Raw genomic sequence first — 19,800 nt, 5'->3', positions numbered from 1 at the left:
CCCCGGCGCTGCTCGGCAGGTCTTACGTTTTACGTTATACCGGACCGGGCCAGCAGGGGGACGATTCCGGCGACGGCGGCCCGGCCGGCCCGGTTGGCGCCGATGGTGGACGAGGAAGGCCCGTAGCCGACGAGGTGCACCCGCGGCTCGCCCGCGACCTGGGTGCCGTTCATCGCGATGCCGCCGCCGGGTCCGCGCAGGTGCAGCGGGGCGAGGTGTTCGAGTTCGGCACGGAATCCCGTGGCCCACAGGATGACCCCGGCGGCCAGGAAGCTGCCGTCAGTCATCCGGACCCCGTCGGGTTCGATCGCGGTGAACATGGGGTGCCGGTCCAGGGCGCCGCGCGCGGCGGCGGCGCGCAGGGCCGGGGTCCAGATCAGGCCCGTCACGGAGACGACGCTCTGCGGCGGCAGGCCCTGGCGCACCCGCTCCTCGACCAGGGCGACGGCGTCGTGGCCGGCCTGCCGGTCGAACGCGGCCTCGCGCCAGACCGGTACCCGGCGCGTGAACCATGTGGTGGTGGTGACCTTGGAGATCTCATCGAGCAGCCCGACGGCCGAGATCCCGCCGCCGACGACGATGACGTGCTGCCCGCGGAATTCGTCGGCGGATACGTAGTCGGCGACGTGCAGCTGCCGGCCGCGGAAGCTGGCCTGGCCCGGATAGATGGGCCAGAATGGCCGGGTCCAGGTGCCGGTTGCGTTGATGAGGGCGCGGGCAGAGAACCGGCCGCGGGAGGTTGCGATGCTCAGCCGCCCGGCGGGGTCATCGTCCTCGCGGCTCACCGACTGCACTTTGACCGGCCGCTCAATCGCGAGGCCGAGGTCGTGCTCGTACCCGCCGAAATAGCGGGTGAGGAAACTGGAGCTGGCCTCGGCGGGGTCCACATCGGGCTGCGGGATTCCCGGGAGGTCGCTGATGCCGTTCACCGTGGCCATGAGCAGGCTCTTCCAGCGGTGCCGCCAGGCTCCGCCGGGCCCGTCCTCGGCGTCGAGCACGATGTACGTCCCGGCCGCGGCCGGGCCGGCCGGGTCAGCGCCGGCCGGGACGAAGCCGCGGCGCTGAAGGTGGTAGGCCGCCGACAGGCCCGCCTGGCCGGCGCCGACCACGACGACGTCGGCCGCCCGCACCGTCTCTGCGGTCACGGTCGTGTCCCCGGTCAGATCTTCTTGACGACGCTGGACTTGAGCTGCATGGGGCCCACGCCGTCCACCTTGCAGTCGATGTCGTGGTCTCCAACACCGTTGACCAGGCGGATGCCGCGGACCTTGGTGCCCACCTTGATGACGGTGGAGCTGCCCTTGATTTTCAGGTCCTTGACCACGGTGACGGTGTCGCCGTCGGCGAGGACGTTGCCCACCGCATCCTTGATGACCGCGGCCGCGGGGGTGTCGGCCTCTGTGTCAGTCTCCGCGGATGCGGACCATTCGTGCGCGCACTCCGGGCAGACCAGGAGCGCCCCCATTTCGTAGGTGTATTCGCTGGAGCATTCGGGGCACGGGGGCAGGGAGTCGTTCACCCGACCAAGTTTAGTCGCCGCCTGTGCCCATCCCTGTGCCCGCCCGAATTCTCGCCGCTGGCGGGGCGCCGGCGGGGCGCCTTAGAACGGGTTCAGCAGGCGGTCCACGAACTGCCGCGTGCGCTCCTCCCGCGGGTCCCGCAGTACGGTGTCGGGGTGGCCGCGTTCGACCACCACGCCGCCGTCCATGAAGATGACTTCGTCGGCCACCTGACGGGCGAACGCGAGCTCGTGGGTGACCACCACCATGGTCCAGCCTTCGTCCGCGAGTTCCTTGATGACGGCCAGGACCTCGCCCACGAGCTCGGGGTCCAGCGCAGAGGTGGGCTCGTCGAAGAGCAGCAGTTGCGGGCGCAGGGCGAGGGCACGCACAATGCCGACGCGCTGCTGCTGGCCGCCGGAGAGCTCGAACGGGTAGCTGTTCTCCTTGCCGGTCAGGCCGACGCGGGCCAACAGGTCCCGGGCCTCCTGGATCGCGTCCGCCTTGGGCCGCTTCTGCACCTGGACCGGGCCCTCGATCACGTTCTCCAGGACGGTCTTGTGCGGGAAGAGGTTGTAGTGCTGGAACACCATGGCGCTGCGGTCCCGCAAGGCCAGCACCTGCTTCTTCGCCACCGGTGTGGCGAAGTCCACGGTCAGTTGCCCCGCGAATTCGGCGACGCCGGCGTCGGGCACTTCGAGGCCGTTCAGGCAGCGCAGGACTGTCGTTTTTCCTGATCCGGACGGCCCGATCAACGTGACCACTTCGCCGCGGCGGACTTCAAGGTCGATGGATTTGAGCACAACATGGTGGCCGAACGACTTGCGCAGGCCCGTGACGGTCAGGAGCGGCTCGTCCGGGACAGGAACGTCAGATGGTTGAGGTTCAGTGGGCGACATAGCGGTCCAATCTCTTCTCCAGGACGGACTGTCCGCTGGCGAGAACGAGGCAGATGATCCAGTAGATCACGGCCGCCTCCAGATATAGCAGCATGAACTCCTGGCTGAAGGCCGCCACCTGCTGCGCCACGCGGAACAGTTCGGTGACGAGGATCAGCGACGCCAGCGACGTGTCCTTGACCAGGCTGATGAAGGTGTTCGACAGCGGCGGAACCGAGACCCGGGCGGCCTGCGGCAGGATGATCCGCACGAGCGTCTGCCGGCGCGACATTCCGATGGTGTGGCCGGCCTCCCACTGGCCCTTCGGAACCGACAGGATGGCCGCCCGGATGACCTCCGCGGCATAGCCGCCGACGTTCAGGGAAAACGCGATGATGGCGCTGGGCCAGGGGCTGATGGTGATTCCGACGGAAGGGAGCCCGTAGAAAATGACGAACAGCTGGACCAAAAGCGGGGTTCCGCGGATGACGGAGATGTAGGTCCGCGCCACCGCCGAAACCAGGCGGTTGCGGCTCAGCCGCATGAGGGCCACCACCAGTGCCAGCAGCAGGCCCAGGCTGAACGAGGCCAGCGCCAAGGGAATGGTGCCGAAGATCGCACCCGTCAGGAGCGGGCCCAGCGATGACCACACGAGTTCCCAGTTGATGCTCATGCCCGGACGCGGCGTTTCTCTGCGGCTTGCACAGGGCTACTTCGAGACGTCGGCGTCGAAGTACTTCTGGGAGATCTTCGTCAGGGTGCCGTCGGCCGCCAGCTCGCCGAGGGCCTTGTTGATGGCATCGGTCAGGCTGGTGGATCCCTTGCGCAGGGTGAACGCGCTCAGCGACTTGTCGGTGGTCTCGGCGGCAATCTTGATGTCGGCGTCGTGGTCGGTCTTCTGGGAGTCCAGGTAGGTCAGCTTGTCGTTGATGGTGGCATCGACGCGGCCCTGCTTGAGCAGCGTGATTGCCTGCGCCCAGCCCTCGACGGCCTCGACGTTCGCGCCGCTCTGCTGCGCCAGCTTGTACCAGTTGCTCGTCAGGGACTGCGCCGTGGTCTTGCCCTTGAGGTCGTCAAAGGAGTGGATGCTGTCGTTGTCCGACTTCGTGACGATCACGCCGGTGCTCACCGTGTACGGGGTGGAGAAGTCGTACTTCGCCTTGCGCTCGTCGGTGATGGAAACCTGGTTGGCGACGACGTCGAACCGTTTGGCGTCGAGGCCGGCGAAGATGGCGTCGAACTGCGTCTCCTGGTAGGAGGGCTTGACGCCCAGCTTCGCGGCGACGGCGTTCATGATCTCCACGTCGTAGCCCGTCAGCTCACCGCTGCCGTTGGCGTGGAACGTGAACGGCTTGTAAGTGCCTTCCGTGCCGACCTTGAGCACGCCTGCGCTCTTGACGTCGCTGAGGGAGGTGTCCGCACCGGCTGCCGGCGCTGAGCTGGCCGGGGTGGTGGACGCCGACCCGCAGCCTGCCAGGGCGAGTCCTGCAGCGGCGATGAGGCCAATAACGGAAAGTCGTGTGCGCTTCATGATGTTCCTTAGTCGTGGAGCCGGAAATGGCCTTCCAGCTAAGCCGCAGGGCGGCCGTCTCCTAGCGACGATAGCAAGGTCCAGCTCAGGGTGGAGAGCCTAAATGACAGTTTATGACGTCCGGTCATGAGACGGTCTTGACGGATGCGACTTTCGAAGTCCTGCACAGCTGCAGAGGGTACGAAAAAGGGAACCACCGCCTGGCGGTGATTCCCTTTCTGGTGGAGCTGAGGGGACTCGAACCCCTGACCCCCTGCATGCCATGCAGGTGCGCTACCAGCTGCGCCACAGCCCCTCATTTGCCTGGAAGTTTCATCCTCCCTGAAGCAACCTGAATAGCCTAAACCACAAATCGCGTTCGCGCTAATCGGCGCGCTGACTCATGGAACAGGGGTGCGGAACGGGGCACAAAATCCAACATGGAACCGGGCACAAAAAAATCCGCCGGAATCTTTCGATTCCGGCGGATTGTCCGGTGGAGCTGAGGGGACTCGAACCCCTGACCCCCTGCATGCCATGCAGGTGCGCTACCAGCTGCGCCACAGCCCCGAATTTTCGCTGCTCCGAGCATGTCTGCCGACGTGCGATGTTCCGGTTTTTTGTCCGGATTTCTCCGAAGCAACTCAAATATCTTAGACCAGCCCTCCGGAAAATTCCAAATCGGGCATATTCGGCCCGGTTTGGCGTCCGGAGGTGGCCTGAACGCGGGCGCTACTCCGTGTCGGTGCCGGCGGTGGCCTTGGCGGAGGCGTCGTCGCCGAGCTGCAGATCGACGACGGGGCAGTCCTTCCACAGGCGCTCGAGGGCGTAGAACACGCGGTCTTCCTCGTGCTGGACGTGGATGACGACGTTGGAGTAGTCCAGCAGCACCCAGCGGCCGCCGGAGCGGCCCTCGCGGCGGACGGGCTTCTGGTCAAACTTGGAGAGCTCGTCCTCGATGCCGTCCACGATCGCGTTGACCTGGCGTTCGCTCGGGGCCGAGGCAATCAGGAAGACGTCGGCCAGGGCCAGCCGTTCGCTGACGTCCAGGGCCACGATGTCCTCGGCAAGCTTCTCCGAGGCAGCGCGGGCTGCGTGGCGGGCGGTAGTAATGGATGAATCGGTTGCAGTCACGGGACTCCTTGTAGTGATGAAAAATTATGGTGATGAAAATATGGCGCCAGTGGCGGCCTGAGACCTAGTGGGCCAGCCCGGTGACGATCAGCGTGATGCCGGCGATGAGGGCAACGATCCCCACCGCCAGGACGCCGAGCTGGAGCATGCGCAGGCGGCGCGCCCGGCCGAGCCCGGCGGTAGCGGCATCCAGGGGTTCGAGCCCGTAGGCGGCATTCGCGGCTACGGGCTCCCCGCCCACGAGTCTTTCCTCGGCCTCCCCCGCCGAATTTCCCGCGTTTGCCGCGTTTGCAGCGTTTGCCGGCCGTGCCGTTCCGGCTTTCGCGGCTGCTTCCGCACGGGCCAGGACACCGGCCCTGCCAGCGGCAGAACCCGTCGCGGGACCTGCGGCCTTCTGGCGGGAGATGCCCGGCCGCCGCAGGCCGGGTTTCCGTGGCGCGTCCACGCGCGGACCCGGGTTGGTGACAACCGGAACGTACGACGTGGCAGGGCGCTTCATGACGGGCCGCTCCACGCCGGGAACCTTCTCGAATTCCAAGGGTGTGACCATGGCCAGGTTGTTGGCCGTGGTCGGATCGTTGCGGGGCGCCGTCGGCTGGCTGTTTTGTTCGGCAAGCTTCTGCTTGGCGGCGGCGCGGCGGTTCAGGATCGCGGCACGCTCGGCGAGGGCGATCTGCTCGGCCAGGACGGCCGGATCAACTGCATCCGGATCCGTGGCCGCAATGTGTTCCATCTTGGCCACTTGGTTCTTGGCCTGCTCCGCGAGGAGTTCGCGGGCGGCCAGCGCCTGCTCCACGGTCATGCCCTCGGGCGTCGCCCCGCCCGGTCCGGCGCCGTCGGCCGCGGGAGCCTTGGGCGCAGCGGGGGCCTTGGGCGCCGGGGCGGCCGCCCCAGCCGGAGCAGCGTCCTTCGGGGCGGCGCCCTTCGGGGCGGCGTCCTTCGGGGCGGCATCCTTCGGGGCCGGGGGAACCACCGGGGTGGCCCGGGTCCGCGGCGACACCGGGACAATGGTGTTGGCCTGGGTGGCCGGGGCCGTTTCGGTCGCCAGCTCCAAAAGCCTCAACTGGCGTCGCGTGGGCGGCCCTCCGCCGGCCAGCTGGCCTTCCTTCTCTGCGAGTTCCTTGATGGTCCGCAGCGCGGCGCGGTCCCGTGCCCGGACCTGGGAAGACCGCTCAGTGCCAGCGGGCACAGAATCAGCACGCACAGAGTCAACCGGGGCGTCGGCGACGCGACGGCTCCGGCCGGTGATTTCGGCCTCCGTCGGCTCGCCCGGGCCCGGAGTGTCCAGACGTTCATCTCTGGCCTGCCGCAATTCGCGGCGGCTGCGGATGGGAGGCTGTTCCTGACTCATGGCAAACTCATTCAGTGCTGGCTGGTTGGGTTATCTCAAAGGCTGGATCGTGCTGTGCTGGGGCAGTCCCTGCCGCGCCGTTTCCGGCGTTGGCGGTCCCGGCGTGTCCGGCTTCGAGGCGATCGGCGTCGGGACTGGCGTGGTACAGGCCATACTTGGCGATGTACTGGACCACCCCGTCCGGCACGAGGTACCAGACCGGGTTGCCTTCGGCCACCCTCGTGCGGCAATCCGTGGAGGAAATGGCCATGGCCGGGACCTCCAGGAGGCTGACGTCTTTGCGGCCCATGCCGTCCAGGACGTGGCCCGGCCGGGTTACACCCACGAAGTGCGCGAGGGACCAGAGTTCATCGATGTCTTTCCAGGACAAAATCTGGGCCAGGGCGTCCGCGCCGGTGATGAAGAACAGATCGGCGTCCGGACGTAGGGTCCGCAGGTCACGCAGGGTGTCGATCGTGTAGGTCGGTCCCGGACGGTCCACGTCCACGCGGCTCACGGTGAAGCGCGGGTTCGAGGCCGTGGCGATGACTGTCATGAGATACCGGTGCTCGGCTTCGCTGACCTTCTTGGCCATCTTCTGCCAGGGCTGTCCTGTGGGCACAAAAACGACTTCGTCGAGGTCGAACTTGGCCGCGACCTCACTGGCCGCGACAAGGTGTCCGTGGTGGATGGGGTCAAATGTGCCACCCATCACACCCAGACGCAGGCGGCGCTGGGCGCCGCGCTGCTTCGTGGGGGCGGAAATATTAGTGACCTTGGCCGTGATCGTGCTTGTTCGGGTGCTGGCGGTGCGGGTCCGAGTGCTCCTCGACAGCCACGTGGCGCCGTCCCAGGTTGGAGTAGGACAGGGTGATCAGCAGCAGGACCACCAGGATCGCGAACATGGTGCCGCCAATGACAAACGGCGGTGCAATGAGCGGTGCGAGTTCCTCGTGGCCCGATTCGCCGGCGGCGGCGACGAAAGTGGCGATCTGCTGCGACAGCATGTTCTCCCCTAGTGAGTTCAAAATTTGACGACGGCGGAGGTGTCCGCCGTTCCGGTCTTCCGTTCCATGTTACAGCGTTGCTAGCCCCGGATCTGGCCCTCGCCCTGCACAATCCACTTGGTCGTGGTCAGCTCGGTCAGTCCCATGGGGCCGCGGGCATGGAGTTTTTGGGTGGAAATGCCCACTTCGGCGCCGAGGCCGAGCTCGCCTCCGTCGGTGAAGCGGGTGGAGGCGTTCACGATCACGGCCGCCGAATCGACCTCGGCGATGAAGCGCTCGGCGTTGGCGAGGTCGTTGGTCAGGATCGCTTCGGTGTGGCCGGTGGACCACTTGCGGATGTGCCTGACGGCCTCGTCCAGGCTGTCCACCATGGCCACGGCCAGGTCCAGGTTCATGTATTCGGTGGCCCAGTCGTCTTCCGTGGCCGGCACGGACTGGACCGAGGCCGGCAGGGCGGCGCGGATGCGCTGGTCCACGTGCAGGGTGACCCCGGCAGCCCGCAATGCGGCGGCTACCGCGGGAAGGACAGTGGACTTGGAGTGCACCAGGAGCGTTTCGACGGTGTTGCAGACGCTGGGCCGCTGGGTCTTGGCGTTGAGGAGGATGTCCACGGCCATTTCCTCGCTGGCGGAAGCGTCCAGGAAGATATGGACGTTGCCTTCACCGGTCTCGATGACCGGCACGGAAGAGTTCGTCACGACGGCCTGGATCAGCTCGCGCCCGCCGCGGGGAATGAGCACGTCCACCCGGCCGCGCGCCCGCATGAGCGCGTTGGCGCCGTCGCGGCCGTATTGGTCCACGGATTGGACGGCGTCGGCGGGCAGGCCCACCGATTCCAGCGCATCCCGGAGGATGGTGATCAGGGCGGCGTTGGTGGCAGCGGCGGCGGATCCGCCGCGCAGGATGACGGCGTTGCCGCTCTTGAGGGCCAGTCCGGCGATGTCGACCGTGACGTTCGGGCGGGCCTCATAAATCGCGGCCACCACGCCCATGGGTACGTTGATCTGGCGCAGGCGCAGCCCGTTGGGGAGAGTCTGGCCCCGCACCACGTTCCCGACGGGGTCGGGCAGGGTGGCGAGGTTTTCCAGTGCGGCGGCGAGGGCCGTGATGCGTGACTCGGTCAGCGTCAGGCGGTCCAGCAGGGCGGCGCTGGTGCCGGCGGCCCGGCCGGCCGCGACGTCCTTGGCGTTGGCGGCCAGGATCTGGTGCTTGTGATCCACCAGCGCCTTGCCGACGGCGCGCAGGCCCCGGTCCTTCCAGGCCCGGTTGGCGCGTGCCATCCTGTGGGCGGCGTGGCGTGAGCGGTCTGCGACCGCGTGGACGGCTGCTTCGGTCTCCGTTGCCGTGCCAGGAGCCGCTGCCGGATCCGGCGCCGCGGCGAACCCTTGGGCGGGCGCGGCGTTACCGGCGGGAACGGTGCCGGCAGGCACATCAGTCACGGCAGCGGAAGTCAGGGCCTCAGTCATGCTTCCAGTTTAGGCGTCGGGGGAACCTAGACCAGCACCAGGTCGTCAACATGAACAACTTCGCGGTCATATCCGCGGCCCAGTGCCTTGCCGAGCTCATGGGTGGAGCGGCCCAGCATCTGGGGCAGCTCGGCGGCCGAATAGTTGACCAGCCCGCGGGCAATCACCGTGTTGTCCAGAGACACCATCTCCACGGCGTCGCCGGCCTCGAAGTCGCCCTTCACCGCGGCGATTCCGGCCGGCAGAAGCGAGGTGCGGCGGTCGCGGACGGCCTTGACCGCGCCGTCGTCGAGCACCAGGGTGCCGCGCACGGATGCCAGGTGGGCCAGCCACAGGAGCCGGATCGGCTTGCGCGCGCCGTTGACGGAGAACCACGTGCCCACGTCCTCGCCGGCCAGCGCGGCGGCCGCATTGGCCGTGGATGTTACGAGGGCGTGGATACCCGACCCCGCGGCGATGCTGGCGGCTTCGACCTTGGTGACCATGCCGCCCGTGCCCACGCCGGCCTTGCCGGTGCTGCCGATCGAGACGCCGTCGAGGTCGTGGGGGCCGGAGACGTGCGGAATCCGCTTGGCGCCGTGCGACGGCGGACCGTCGTACAGGGAGTCGACGTCGGAGAGCAGCACGAGCGCGTCGGCGCGGACCAGGTGAGCCACCAGGGCAGCGAGGCGGTCGTTGTCGCCAAAGCGGATCTCGTGGGTGGCTACGGTGTCATTTTCGTTGACCACCGGGACAACGCCGAGGTTCAGCAGCCGGTCCAGCGCGCGGAACGCGTTGGTGTGCTGGCTGCGGCGCATGAAGTCATCGGCGGTCAGCAGCACCTGGCTGACGGTAACCCCGTGCGCGCCGAAGGCGTGGGTGTAGCGGGCCATCAGCAGGCCCTGACCCACACTGGCGGCGGCCTGCTGGGTGGCGAGGTCGCGGGGGCGCTTCTCAAGGCCGAGCGGGGCGAGGCCGGCGGCGATCGCACCGGAGGACACCAGGATGATCTCCGCGCCCGCGTTGCGCTTGTGCGCCAGGGCGTCGGCGAGCCCGGTCAGGGCCTCTTCGGAGATCCCGCCCTTGATGGACGTCAGCGAGGACGAGCCGACCTTGACGACGATCCGGCGCGCCCCGGACAGCGCGGTGCGGTCCGGGGCGTTGATGGTCTGGGCCTTGAGGTCTTGAGCGCTGAGCGGCTGGGACCGGTGCTCGACGACGGCCTTACTCGTCATCGGCTTCGCCCAGTCCACTCTCCTTGAGCGGCTGCCGCGCGCGGCGGCTGCTGACGGATTCGGTCCAGATGCCGGCCTTGCGTTCGGCTTCGAGCTCGGCGCGGGCGGCGGCCTTGGCGTCGCGGCGTTCCTGCTGTTCGTCGCGCTTCTGGCCACGCGTCGGGCGGTCGCCGATGTCGGCGAAGCGCACGTCGGTGCCGCGGGGCGAGGCGAGCAGCTCAGCACCGGCCATCATGGTCGGCTCCCAGTCGAAGACGACGCCGTCGTCCTCGCCGATGACCACCATGTCGCCCGGCTTGGCGCCCTGCTTGAACAGTTCATTTTCGACGCCGAGCTTGGCCAGGCGGTCGGCGAGATAGCCGATCGCTTCCTCGTTGGTGAAGTCGGTCTGCTTGACCCAGCGCACGGGCTTGTCGCCGAGGACGCGGAAGAGCGGCTCAAGGTTCTTTTCTTCGCGGCGGATCGTGAAGCCGGTCTCGTTGACGGCGCGGGGGCGCAGCACGGGGGCGTGTACCTTCGGCGGGGTCGCGGCGACGGCGTCGCGGGCGGCCTTGACGATTTCAGCCATGGCGAAGCCAAGCTGGCGGAGGCCTTCGTGGCTCGTCGCCGAGATTTCGAAGACCTTGTAGCCCCGGGATTCGAGCTCCGGGCGGACGAACTCGGCCATGTCCTTGCCATCCGGCAGGTCAACCTTGTTCAGGGCCACGAGGCGCGGGCGGTGGTTCAGCGGTACGACTTCGCCGTCGGACCCGCTGTAGCTCATGTCGACGGCGTACTTCTCCAGCTCGGCCTCGATGATGGCGAGATCGGAGAGCGGATCGCGGTCCGATTCGAGCGTGCCGCAGTCCAGCACGTGCACCAGGGCGGCGCACCGCTCGACGTGGCGTAGGAAGTGGTGGCCCAGGCCCTTCCCCTCGCTGGCACCCTCGATCAGGCCGGGGACGTCGGCAATGGTGAAGCGGACTTCACCGGCCTGGACGACACCCAGGTTGGGGATGAGGGTGGTGAAGGGATAGTCCGCGATCTTGGGCCGGGCGGCGGACATTGCGGCGATCAAGCTGGACTTGCCGGCGGAGGGGAAGCCGACGAGGGCGATGTCGGCGATGGACTTCAGTTCCAGGACGACGTCGCTGGATTCGCCTTCGATGCCGAGCAGCGCGAAGCCGGGCGCGCGGCGCTTCTGGGAGGACAGCGAGGCGTTGCCGAGGCCGCCAATCCCGCCGGCGGCGGCGATGTATTCGTCGCCTTCGGCCACGAGGTCGGCGATGACTTCGCCGGACTTGGACTTCACCACGGTGCCCACCGGCACCGGAAGGATCAGGGTTTCGCCGTTTTTGCCGCCGCGCCAGTCGCCCATGCCAGGGCCGCCGTTGGTGGCGTGCCGGTGGGGCGCGTGGTGGTAGTCGAGCAGGGTGGTGGTCTGGGGGTCAACGCGCAGGATGACGTCGCCGCCGTTGCCGCCGTTGCCGCCGTCGGGACCGCCGAGGGGCTTGAACTTCTCGCGGTGGACGGAGACACAGCCGTGGCCGCCGGTACCGCCGGATACGTGCAGTACTACCCGGTCTACAAAGCTCGCCACGTGGATCTCCTCAGTGCTGTTCCCCGGACCCCCAAAGAGGCCCAAGATGATTGTAATGCGGTTAAAACACCGGTGGAGCGGACCTAATGGCCCGCCCCACCGATTTAGAACTTATTGTTACTCTGCAGCTGCAGCAGCCACGATGTTCACAACGCGGCGACCACGGCGGGTGCCGAACTCGACAGCACCGGGGGTCAGGGCGAACAGGGTGTCGTCCCCGCCGCGGCCTACGCCGGCGCCCGGGTGGAAGTGAGTGCCGCGCTGGCGGACGATGATCTCGCCTGCGGAAACTACCTGGCCACCGAAGCGCTTGACGCCGAGGTACTGGGCGTTGGAGTCACGACCGTTGCGAGTGGAACTCGCGCCTTTTTTATGTGCCATTTGAAATGCCTGCCTTCAAAAATTCTGGGGAATCTGCTGGAACCTGAACAGTAACGAAGAGTTACTTGATACCGGTGATCTTGACCTTGGTCAGTTCCTGACGGTGGCCCTGACGCTTCTTGTAACCGGTCTTGTTCTTGAACTTCTGGATGACGATCTTCGGACCACGGAGGTCTTCGAGGATCTCAGCCGTAACCGTTACCTTGGCCAGGTCCGCAGCAGCAGACGTGACTTTGTCACCGTCCACCAGGAGCAGTGCGGGCAACTCAAAGGTGCTGCCGGCTCCACCGGGGACGCGGTTCAGGGTAACGAAGTCTCCAATGGAAACCTTCTCTTGGCGGCCGCCTGCGCGGACAATCGCGTACACCACTGGGGAACTCACTTCTCTCGACGTTTATTACTAGATTTGCGTGCGGAACCAGGGGCCAAATTCTTTGGACCGGCTCACGCTGTGCCTCAACGCCGGTGGATTCCTCGGGGGAACCCATGAGCTATCCCCGGAACAAATCCATTTGAAATTCCAAGCGGACCGTTCTCAGGGTCATAACCCAAGTGTTGGCGTAAGCACCGAAGATCTAGAATACGCTAATTTTGCCTTCGGCCGCAAATGAGGCTGGTTCCGGCGGGTAGTCCGTGATAGGCGCCACAACATCTTGATGCAAAGTCCCTGCCAATGTTCTTGGCCGGGATCTTGACCATCTTGAGCTGTGTTGCCGCAACGACTTCCGGAACCGTGCCCCACCATCGTACCGGTAGTCCGGACCAGCTCGCGTCAGGCGTACAGCCGCGGCGCGTCGAAGAAGTCCACTTCGTAGCGCGATGACTGCCGGAAAGCCAGGGCCATGGCCTGCCGCTCGCTCTCCGATGCCCGCCCGGCCGCCGTGTCCGTGTACGCGATGGCCTGCCGGGTCGCGGCGGCGAAGTCCTCGTCGGCGTAGGTCCGCAGCCAGCCGGCGTATGGGTGCTCCCCGGGGGCGCCGCCGGCCAGGAACTCCCGGTGCAGCGTGGAACCGACCTCGGCGTAGAGCCAGAAGCAGGGCAGCGCCGCCGCCACGAGGACGCCATAGCTGCCGGAGACAGAGGCGGCCAGCAGGTGGTCCACATACGCTTTCGTGACCGGGCCCAGGGTGGAGGCCGTGAGGCGCGTGCTGAGCCAGGAACGGTGCAGCTCGGATTCGACCTCCAGGCAGGTCTGCGCCGAACGGGCCCAGAACAGCTGCTCGGCCTCGGTGGGGGCAATCGCCGCGGCCCGGGCCAGGACCCGGGAGTAGCCGTTGAGGTAGATGGCGTCCTGGGCGAGGTAGTACGCGAACTCGTGCTCGGGCAAGGTGCCGTCGGCCAGTCCGCGGACGAAGTCCAGGGCGTAGATCGCCTCAAGATCGCCCGCGGCTCCTGCGCGCAGGGCTGCGGCGAACTCCCCCGCCGCCGGACCCTGCCCGGCCTGGAGGTGCTGCAGGTGGTGGAAGTGGTGGACCGGGCCGGTGCCGGAGCCGACGTCCAGGGCCGAGGCTCCGCGGAGCGCGCCCAGCAGCCACGGCTTGACTTCCCGCAGCGTCGCTTCCCAGTCCCCCACCCTGGCCTGCACAGTGGCCATGGCCGAGGACAGGGAGCAGCCGGTGCCGTGGCTGTTGCGCGTCGCGATCCGCTCCCCCGGCACCACCACCGTTTCCTGGCCGAGCAGGCCGCCGGTGTTGACCAGCGCATCCGGGCAGCCGGTGCCGGCGCCGTGGCCGGCGGCGTCGTGGGCATCGGCGTCGTGGGCATGCCCGTCCCCCGGCCCGGCGCCCTGGAGGTGTCCGCCCTTAACCAGGACGGTGGTGCCGGTCAGGGCGGCCAGCCGCTTGCCCTGCGCCAGGGCCTCGGACCACTCGGCAGCGACGGGTTCCTTGAGCAGGATGGCGAGTTCGGCGAGGTTGGGCGTGATGAGGTCCGCCAGCGGCAGGAGGGCCTGCAGGGCGGCCTCGGCCGATTCCTGCAGGAGCCGGTCACCGCTGGTGGCGACCATCACCGGGTCCAGGACCATGACGGCGGGGCGCACCTTTTCCAGCCAGCCGCGGACGGCGTCGATCACGGCGGCGTCACCGAGCATGCCGATCTTGACGGCGTCGATGCCGATGTCGTCGCTGATGGCGTCCAGCTGCGCCGTGAGGAACGACGCCGGGGGGACGTGGACGGCGCGCACGCCCTGCGTGTTCTGCGCTGTCAGGGCGGTGATGGCGGCCATGCCGTAGCCTCCGTTCGCCGCGATGCTCTTCAGGTCGGCCTGGATTCCGGCCCCGCCGGAGGGATCGGAGCCGGCGATGGCCAGCACGCGGGGAATGCGCGGCGGGGCCGGCAGAGACTCGTTGTGCAGAAAATTGGGCGGGAGGAACTCGGACGGATTCGATTTCGCGGACAAGGAAGACATCCCTTCGCCGGTGCTAACCGGACAGGTTCAACGGGTCTGGATCTCAGCCGGCCCGATGCCCGGCACCCCGTGTCAGTGTTCCAGCCTAGCCCTTGCCACCCGGAGGACCCGTTAACGCACGAGCGGGCCCGGGCCCGGGCGGACGTATGTTACGTCTGCCCTGACCCGGACCCGCGGCCCGACCAGTCGAAATAATGACCGGACGGGGACGTGGTCAGTCGCGGAGGACTACAGCTCCGACGCCGGCACGCCGACGCCGAGGATGATCGGCTCGTTGCCGGCCGGGATGGACGCAGGCCCGGCCGCGGCGGGAGCCTTGGCCTCGTGGACGGATCCGGCCGCGGCCGGCCGGGTTGCCTCGCGGTGCTCCACGGAGGTTTCGTTGGCTGCGCCCTGGGCGCGGCTGGCACTCCGGTTGCGGCGCCCGCGGCGGCCGCGCAGCGTCGTGGTGTCAGCTGTGCGTGACGACGGCGCCTCCGCAGCGCGGACGGCCGACGGCGCCTCGGGCGCCGTGGCTTCCGGTGCGGCAACAGCTGCTGCCTGACCGGCCGCCAGGCCGGCGGCCTGGTCCGGCTTGCCGGCCTCGGCTTCGCCCAGGTTTGCGAAGGCCTCGGTCAGCAGGTCCAGGGTCAGGGCCGGTGACGGCGCGTCCTCCGCGTGCTCGACGAAGGGCAGGGCCACCTGCTCGCCGCCAAACGTCAGCACCGTTGCGGGGCGGCCGGCTGCCTCGTCGGCGGCTGCGAGCTGCGTGACGGCGTCGACGGCGGCCTGGCGGGCCCCGGCGTCGCTGGCTGCGGCTGCCTCCCCGTCGTGCAGGTGCGCGGCGTGCGCCGCGGCAGCGATGTTGGCCAGCGCGGCACGGGTGGCCTCGGCCTTGGCGTGGCGTTCGGCCTCGGTGGGTTCGGCGTGGACGGGCGCGGGTGCGGTCGGCGCGGTCTCTCCGCCCTGGCCTCCCCGGCCGCGGCGACGGCTCTTGCGTTCCGGGCGGGCAGCAGGCTGCGCCTCGGTGCGCGGCACATAGTGCTCCGCGGCGACCGTGTTGGCGCGGCGGTGCTCCACCGGCTCGTCGTGGGTGACGATGCCGCGGCCCGCACATGTTTCGCACTGTTCGCCGAAGACTTCCAGCAGCCCGGTGCCCATCCGCTTGCGGGTCATCTGCACGAGGCCCAGCGAGGTCACCTCGGCCACCTGGTGCTTGGTGCGGTCCCGGCCCAGGCACTCCACCATGCGGCGCAGCACGAGGTCGCGGTTGGATTCGAGCACCATGTCGATGAAGTCGATCACGATGATGCCGCCAATATCGCGCAGGCGCAGCTGCCGGACGACTTCCTCGGCCGCTTCCAGGTTGTTCTTGGTGACGGTTTCCTCGAGGTTGCCGCCGGAGCCGGTGAATTTGCCGGTGTTGACGTCCACCACGGTCATGGCTTCGGTGCGGTCGATCACGAGCGAACCGCCCGAGGGCAGGAAGACCTTCCGGTCCAGGGCCTTGTGGATCTGCTCGTCGATGCGCCAGGCCGCGAAGATGTCCGTGTCCTTGGTCCACTTCTCGAGCCGGCCCACGAGGTCCGGCGCGACGTAGGTGACGTAGGCCTCGATGGTGTCCCAGGCTTCCTCGCCGGAGACGATCAGCTTGGAGAAGTCCTCGTTGAAGACGTCCCGGACCACCTTGATGGTCAGGTCAGGTTCGCCGTAGAGCAGCTCGGGGGCGAGGATCTTGGTGGACGTCGACTGGCTCTCGATGCCTTCCCACTGCGCGCGGAGGCGGTTGATGTCGTGCGTCAGCTCTTCCTCGGAAGCTCCCTCGGCCGCGGTGCGGACAATGACGCCCGCGTCCTCGGGCAGGCGGTCCTTGAGGATCCGCTTGAGGCGGTTGCGTTCGACGTCGGGCAGCTTGCGGGAGATGCCGGTCATGGAACCGCCGGGCACGTACACGAGGTACCGGCCGGGCAGCGAGATCTGGCTGGTGAGACGGGCGCCCTTGTGGCCGACTGGGTCCTTGGTGACCTGGACCAGCACGGAGTCGCCGGACTTCAGCGCGTTCTCGATGCGGCGCTGCTTGCCCTCGAGGTTGACGGACTCCCAGTTCACTTCACCGGCGTAGAGCACGGCGTTGCGGCCGCGGCCGATGTCCACGAAAGCGGCCTCCATGGAGGGCAGCACGTTCTGGACCTTGCCCAGGTAGACGTTGCCGATCAGGGAGTCCTGCTGGGTCTTGGACACGAAGTGCTCGGCCAGGACGCCGTCTTCAAGGACACCGATCTGGATTCTGTCGTCGCGCTGGCGGACGATCATCTGGCGGTCCACGGACTCGCGGCGGGCCAGGAACTCGGCCTCGGTGATGACGGTACGGCGGCGGCCGGTGTCGCGGGATTCGCGGCGGCGCTGCTTCTTGGCTTCCAGGCGGGTGGAGCCCTTGACGGATGTGACGCGGTTGTTCACCGGCGCCTCGGCCATGGCACGCGGCGCACGGACGCGGGTCACCGTGTTGGGCGGATCGTCGCCTTCCCCGCCGGTCAGCTCGAGGTCTTGGTCTCCACGGCGGCGGCGGCGGCGGCGGCGGGAGGTCACACCGTCTTCAAGGATCAACTCGGAGCCTTCGTCGCCCTCTTCTTCGGTGCCTTCCGACTCCGTGTCGGACTCGGCAGAGGTGCGGGTGCGGCCGCGCCGGCCGCGGCTGCGGCGCCGACGGCGGTTGCCGGCGTCCTCGTCCTCGTCGCCTTCCTCGTCCTCGGGCTCAGCTGCTGCGGCGGCAACGGGGACCGGACGCACCACAGTGCTCAGGTCCGGGGCCTGGAAGATGACGGAAGTGAGGGCACCCGGTTCCATGAACAGCGACGCGGCCGGGCTTTCCTCGGGCCGGGCTTCCGGCTCTTCGGGCTGGGCTGCGGCGGCTTCCGCGGTGGGTGCTTCCGCAGCGGCGGATTCTTCGGCCGGGAGTACTGCCGCGGGTGCTTCTTCGGCCTTCGGGGCGGCCTTGGCACGGCTGGCACGGCGGCGGACCGGCTTCTCTGCAACCGTCTCTGCGGCCGTTTGTGCGGCTTCTGCGGCGGCAGTTGCGTCAGTGCCAGCTGCTGCGGGGGCCTCAGCCGCGGCAGGTGCGCCGGTTTCGGCATCGCCGGCGAAGGCAGGCAACGGTTCCGGGGCTGCTACAGCTTTCCGGGTCCGGGTGCGCCGCGCGGGCGCCTTGGCCGCAGTCCCGGCGGCAGCAGTTTCAGATACAGCAGCTTCGGGTTCAACAGTTTCAGATCCGGCTGCTTCGACGTTGGCCGGCTTACGGCGGCCCCGGACGGGCTCATCTGAACCGGCCGCGTCGGCCAGGGCCGCGGCTTCGGCGACAGCCTCGGCCGCCTCCGCGGCGTTGACCTTGGCGACGGGCGCCTTCCGGCGGGTCCGTACGGCCCTCTTCGGGGCTACCGGAGCCTCTGCTTCAGCAGTTCCCTGCGCTTCCCCGGTGACTACTAGTTCTTCGTTTCCGGCTACTACCTGGTCATTATCCATATGTGGCGACACTCCTGCCCCTGATGCGCCGCCACATTCGGCGCCCCTTGGGCAAATATGCGTCAACACCCGCAGGCATTGACAGAAGTCAATTGGATACCCTCAGGTTCGCACCGGCAGTGGGGTGCGGCAGCCCTGGAGGGCCGGCGAGATTGTTTTGGAACCCGTTGACCTACACGCCACAACCAGGTGCCGTCCAATGGCATTGCGGGACAGCTGGAATCAGAGGATCCGCAGCTCCCTGCTCATCATTGGCGGTCTTGAAACAAAATCGCCGGACCGGAATCCGGATGTGGATCGGGTTCCAGCCACGATCATTGTCTCACAGGAGCCGTGAAAGCAGGGGCAGGCGGGGCCGGAAGTGCAACAGGTGCGGCCGGGCGCGGCGGCCGGGGCCGTTCTCCGGCGCTGCTCAGCCTCCGGCGTTACAATCGGGGCAAGAAGCACCCGGTCAAGACGACTAAAAAAGGACTCAATTTCCATGCCCAGCATCTCCAGCACCGCCGGCGACGCGACCGTGCACCAACCGGGTTCCGGCCCGGCCCCCGCGGCGCGGCCCCTTCCCACGATGACCCGCGACCGCCCGTTCGCCTGGCTCCTGCTGATCACCGGCGTCATCGGCTGGCTCGCATCCGGGGCCCTGGTGCTGGAGAAGCTGGAGGTCTTGAAGGACCCGAACCACGTCACGGTCTGCGACGTGAACCCGTGGATCTCCTGCGGCCAGGTCATGCAGACACCGCAGAGTTCCGTGTTCGGCTTCCCCAATATGTTCATCGGAATCGTCGCCTTCGCCGTGATCATCACCACGGCCATGGGTATCCTCGCCGGCGCCCGGTTTTCCCGGTGGTATTGGCTGGGGCTCCAGGCGGGCGTGACGCTGGGCTTCGCGTTCGTGGTCTGGCTCTGGTCCCAGGCCCTGTACGCCATCCACATCCTCTGCCCGTTCTGCATGATCGTCTGGGCCGTGATGATCCCGCTGTTCGTCTGGGTGAGCGTCCGGAACATCTCCCACGGCGTGATTGCCCTGCCCGCCGGTCCCACCAAGGTGATCGGCGACTCCGGCTGGATCATTACGGCGCTGCTGTACGTCGCCGTCGTCGCGACGATCTTCTTCGCCTTCATCCAGGTTTTCATCGGAACCTCCGGCTACTAAACGCCCCAACCGCATCGAAGAGACAGTTAAGGCCAATGTTCGCGCCGGGCATTGGCCTTAGCCGTCTCTTCGGTGAGAGGGTCCGGGCCCATGTCGGGACTTATGGCACGACCCCGCGCGCGCAGGTTACATAAGGCTGGAGGAAGGAAGACCGGAGGCCTCTTGATGACTGTTCTAATTGCCTACGCAAGCGCCCTGGGCTCCACCCGGGAGATGGCACAACATATGGCATCCCGCATGGCGGGTGCACTGGGCGAGGTAGAGTGCCGGTCCGTGGAGGACGTCGGGGCCCTCTCCCGCTATGAGGCTGTCGTCGTCGGCAGCGCCGTCCACAACCAGGCCTGGCTGCCCCCGGCTTTGCTGTTCTTCAAACACCACGCCCGCGAGTTGGCCAGTCGGCCCGTCTGGGCCTTCAGTGTAGGGATGGCGGATGCGCTGCCCAAGCCCATACGCCGGCGCGGCGCGGCACTGCAACAGGAACGTCTGGCAGAAGTCCTGATCAAAGAAGTTCCACTTCGAGGCCACAAACTCTTCTCCGGCGTCTACCAGGCCGGCCAGATGCCGGCACCGCTCCGGGTGTTGTTCCGGCTCACCGGCGGCCGATTTGGGGATTTGCGGGACTGGGCGGCAGTCGACGAATGGACGGATCAGATTACGGCCCAACTCGCTAAACCTGCTTCGTCCACGTCTTCAGGCAGCATCACAGGCTAATGCCGTCGGGACTGCGCATCCCGGCCGCGGCGC

Annotated in this window: 18 protein-coding genes, 2 tRNA genes and 1 riboswitch; of the genes, 2 read left to right on the top strand and 18 right to left on the bottom strand. The window is 67.7% G+C overall.

Annotated features, from left to right (window positions below; translation table 11 throughout):
* Positions 1-29: 29 nt before the first annotated feature.
* The 18 genes from AC1DNG_RS00475 to AC1DNG_RS00390 form a co-directional block, all read right to left on the bottom strand.
* Positions 30-1,145, bottom strand: coding sequence for an NAD(P)-binding domain-containing protein (locus AC1DNG_RS00475; protein WP_476886354.1), 1,116 nt, complete (start codon positions 1,143-1,145; stop codon positions 30-32).
* A 14-nt stretch (positions 1,146-1,159) separates the two neighbouring features.
* Positions 1,160-1,519 (bottom strand): zinc ribbon domain-containing protein YjdM, encoded by a 360-nt coding sequence (locus AC1DNG_RS00470; protein ID WP_230008766.1) that lies wholly within the window; start codon positions 1,517-1,519, stop codon positions 1,160-1,162.
* Between the two features lie 81 nt (positions 1,520-1,600).
* Complete coding sequence (locus AC1DNG_RS00465; RefSeq protein WP_476886353.1) at positions 1,601-2,398, bottom strand: amino acid ABC transporter ATP-binding protein; 798 nt, start codon at positions 2,396-2,398, stop codon at positions 1,601-1,603.
* Positions 2,385-3,050, bottom strand: a complete 666-nt coding sequence (locus AC1DNG_RS00460; RefSeq protein ID WP_230008768.1) for an amino acid ABC transporter permease — start codon at positions 3,048-3,050, stop codon at positions 2,385-2,387. Before AC1DNG_RS00460 ends, AC1DNG_RS00465 begins: the two co-directional genes overlap by 14 nt.
* 36 nt (positions 3,051-3,086) lie before the next feature.
* On the bottom strand, positions 3,087-3,908 hold the full coding sequence (locus AC1DNG_RS00455; protein WP_230008769.1) for an amino acid ABC transporter substrate-binding protein: 822 nt from the start codon (positions 3,906-3,908) through the stop codon (positions 3,087-3,089).
* A 219-nt stretch (positions 3,909-4,127) separates the two neighbouring features.
* A tRNA-Ala gene (locus tag AC1DNG_RS00450) sits at positions 4,128-4,203 on the bottom strand.
* A gap of 181 nt (positions 4,204-4,384) precedes the next feature.
* Positions 4,385-4,457 (bottom strand) — tRNA-Ala (locus AC1DNG_RS00445).
* Between the two features lie 162 nt (positions 4,458-4,619).
* Positions 4,620-5,021, bottom strand: coding sequence for a ribosome silencing factor (gene rsfS / locus AC1DNG_RS00440; protein ID WP_018773346.1), 402 nt, complete (start codon positions 5,019-5,021; stop codon positions 4,620-4,622).
* Positions 5,022-5,085: 64 nt separating this feature from the next.
* Positions 5,086-6,372 (bottom strand): hypothetical protein, encoded by a 1,287-nt coding sequence (locus AC1DNG_RS00435; RefSeq protein WP_476886352.1) that lies wholly within the window; start codon positions 6,370-6,372, stop codon positions 5,086-5,088.
* Positions 6,373-6,379: 7 nt separating this feature from the next.
* Positions 6,380-7,063 carry a nicotinate-nucleotide adenylyltransferase gene (nadD, locus tag AC1DNG_RS00430; protein ID WP_476850133.1) on the bottom strand — a complete coding sequence of 228 codons (684 nt, stop codon included), beginning with the start codon at positions 7,061-7,063 and terminating at the stop codon, positions 6,380-6,382.
* A gap of 55 nt (positions 7,064-7,118) precedes the next feature.
* Positions 7,119-7,358: a hypothetical protein gene (locus tag AC1DNG_RS00425; protein WP_230011093.1), complete on the bottom strand. Its 240-nt coding sequence runs from the start codon at positions 7,356-7,358 to the stop codon at positions 7,119-7,121.
* Positions 7,359-7,438: 80 nt separating this feature from the next.
* A complete protein-coding gene (locus AC1DNG_RS00420) occupies positions 7,439-8,824 on the bottom strand; it encodes a glutamate-5-semialdehyde dehydrogenase (RefSeq protein WP_476850134.1) in 1,386 nt (461 codons plus the stop codon).
* A 26-nt stretch (positions 8,825-8,850) separates the two neighbouring features.
* Positions 8,851-10,038: a glutamate 5-kinase gene (proB, locus tag AC1DNG_RS00415; protein WP_476886351.1), complete on the bottom strand. Its 1,188-nt coding sequence runs from the start codon at positions 10,036-10,038 to the stop codon at positions 8,851-8,853.
* Positions 10,028-11,617, bottom strand: coding sequence for a GTPase ObgE (gene obgE / locus AC1DNG_RS00410; RefSeq protein ID WP_079555434.1), 1,590 nt, complete (start codon positions 11,615-11,617; stop codon positions 10,028-10,030). The genes proB and obgE overlap by 11 nt, the downstream gene beginning before the upstream one ends.
* Positions 11,618-11,734: 117 nt before the next feature.
* Complete coding sequence (gene rpmA / locus AC1DNG_RS00405; protein ID WP_009372867.1) at positions 11,735-11,998, bottom strand: 50S ribosomal protein L27; 264 nt, start codon at positions 11,996-11,998, stop codon at positions 11,735-11,737.
* Between the two features lie 61 nt (positions 11,999-12,059).
* Complete coding sequence (gene rplU / locus AC1DNG_RS00400; protein ID WP_476886660.1) at positions 12,060-12,368, bottom strand: 50S ribosomal protein L21; 309 nt, start codon at positions 12,366-12,368, stop codon at positions 12,060-12,062.
* A 402-nt stretch (positions 12,369-12,770) separates the two neighbouring features.
* The gene (locus AC1DNG_RS00395; RefSeq protein ID WP_476886659.1) at positions 12,771-14,318 is read right to left on the bottom strand and encodes a bifunctional hydroxymethylpyrimidine kinase/phosphomethylpyrimidine kinase; all 1,548 of its coding nucleotides are present in this window, start codon (positions 14,316-14,318) and stop codon (positions 12,771-12,773) included.
* 69 nt (positions 14,319-14,387) lie between these two features.
* A riboswitch (TPP riboswitch) is annotated at positions 14,388-14,485 on the bottom strand.
* Positions 14,486-14,633: 148 nt separating this feature from the next.
* Complete coding sequence (locus AC1DNG_RS00390; protein WP_476886350.1) at positions 14,634-17,903, bottom strand: Rne/Rng family ribonuclease; 3,270 nt, start codon at positions 17,901-17,903, stop codon at positions 14,634-14,636.
* 481 nt (positions 17,904-18,384) lie between these two features.
* Here AC1DNG_RS00390 and AC1DNG_RS00385 point away from each other — a divergent pair, with 481 nt between their 5' ends.
* Both AC1DNG_RS00385 and AC1DNG_RS00380 read left to right on the top strand, forming a co-directional pair.
* Entirely contained in the window at positions 18,385-19,056 is a 672-nt protein-coding gene (locus tag AC1DNG_RS00385) for a vitamin K epoxide reductase family protein (protein ID WP_028277864.1), read from the top strand.
* Positions 19,057-19,221: 165 nt separating this feature from the next.
* Positions 19,222-19,767: a flavodoxin domain-containing protein gene (locus AC1DNG_RS00380; protein ID WP_476856908.1), complete on the top strand. Its 546-nt coding sequence runs from the start codon at positions 19,222-19,224 to the stop codon at positions 19,765-19,767.
* Positions 19,768-19,800: the final 33 nt, after the last annotated feature.

The sequence above is a fragment of the Arthrobacter sp. 01T425 genome (assembly GCF_056398725.1).
Note: the sequence above shows the minus strand (reverse complement) of the source record. Positions and strands in the feature narration are given on the sequence as shown.

What these genes read in the sequence shown, in the direction of transcription:
- AC1DNG_RS00420 (WP_476850134.1), bottom strand. Translation starts at nt 8,824, where the DNA reads ATGACTGAGGCCCTGACTTCCGCTGCCGTGACTGATGTGCCTGCCGGC.
- AC1DNG_RS00425 (WP_230011093.1), bottom strand. Translation starts at nt 7,358, where the DNA reads ATGCTGTCGCAGCAGATCGCCACTTTCGTCGCCGCCGCCGGCGAATCG.
- AC1DNG_RS00465 (WP_476886353.1), bottom strand. Translation starts at nt 2,398, where the DNA reads ATGTCGCCCACTGAACCTCAACCATCTGACGTTCCTGTCCCGGACGAG.
- rpmA (WP_009372867.1), bottom strand. Translation starts at nt 11,998, where the DNA reads ATGGCACATAAAAAAGGCGCGAGTTCCACTCGCAACGGTCGTGACTCC.
- AC1DNG_RS00390 (WP_476886350.1), bottom strand. Translation starts at nt 17,903, where the DNA reads ATGGATAATGACCAGGTAGTAGCCGGAAACGAAGAACTAGTAGTCACC.
- AC1DNG_RS00380 (WP_476856908.1), top strand. Translation starts at nt 19,222, where the DNA reads ATGACTGTTCTAATTGCCTACGCAAGCGCCCTGGGCTCCACCCGGGAG.
- nadD (WP_476850133.1), bottom strand. Translation starts at nt 7,063, where the DNA reads ATGGGTGGCACATTTGACCCCATCCACCACGGACACCTTGTCGCGGCC.
- proB (WP_476886351.1), bottom strand. Translation starts at nt 10,038, where the DNA reads ATGACGAGTAAGGCCGTCGTCGAGCACCGGTCCCAGCCGCTCAGCGCT.
- AC1DNG_RS00455 (WP_230008769.1), bottom strand. Translation starts at nt 3,908, where the DNA reads ATGAAGCGCACACGACTTTCCGTTATTGGCCTCATCGCCGCTGCAGGA.
- AC1DNG_RS00460 (WP_230008768.1), bottom strand. Translation starts at nt 3,050, where the DNA reads ATGAGCATCAACTGGGAACTCGTGTGGTCATCGCTGGGCCCGCTCCTG.
- AC1DNG_RS00435 (WP_476886352.1), bottom strand. Translation starts at nt 6,372, where the DNA reads ATGAGTCAGGAACAGCCTCCCATCCGCAGCCGCCGCGAATTGCGGCAG.
- AC1DNG_RS00385 (WP_028277864.1), top strand. Translation starts at nt 18,385, where the DNA reads ATGCCCAGCATCTCCAGCACCGCCGGCGACGCGACCGTGCACCAACCG.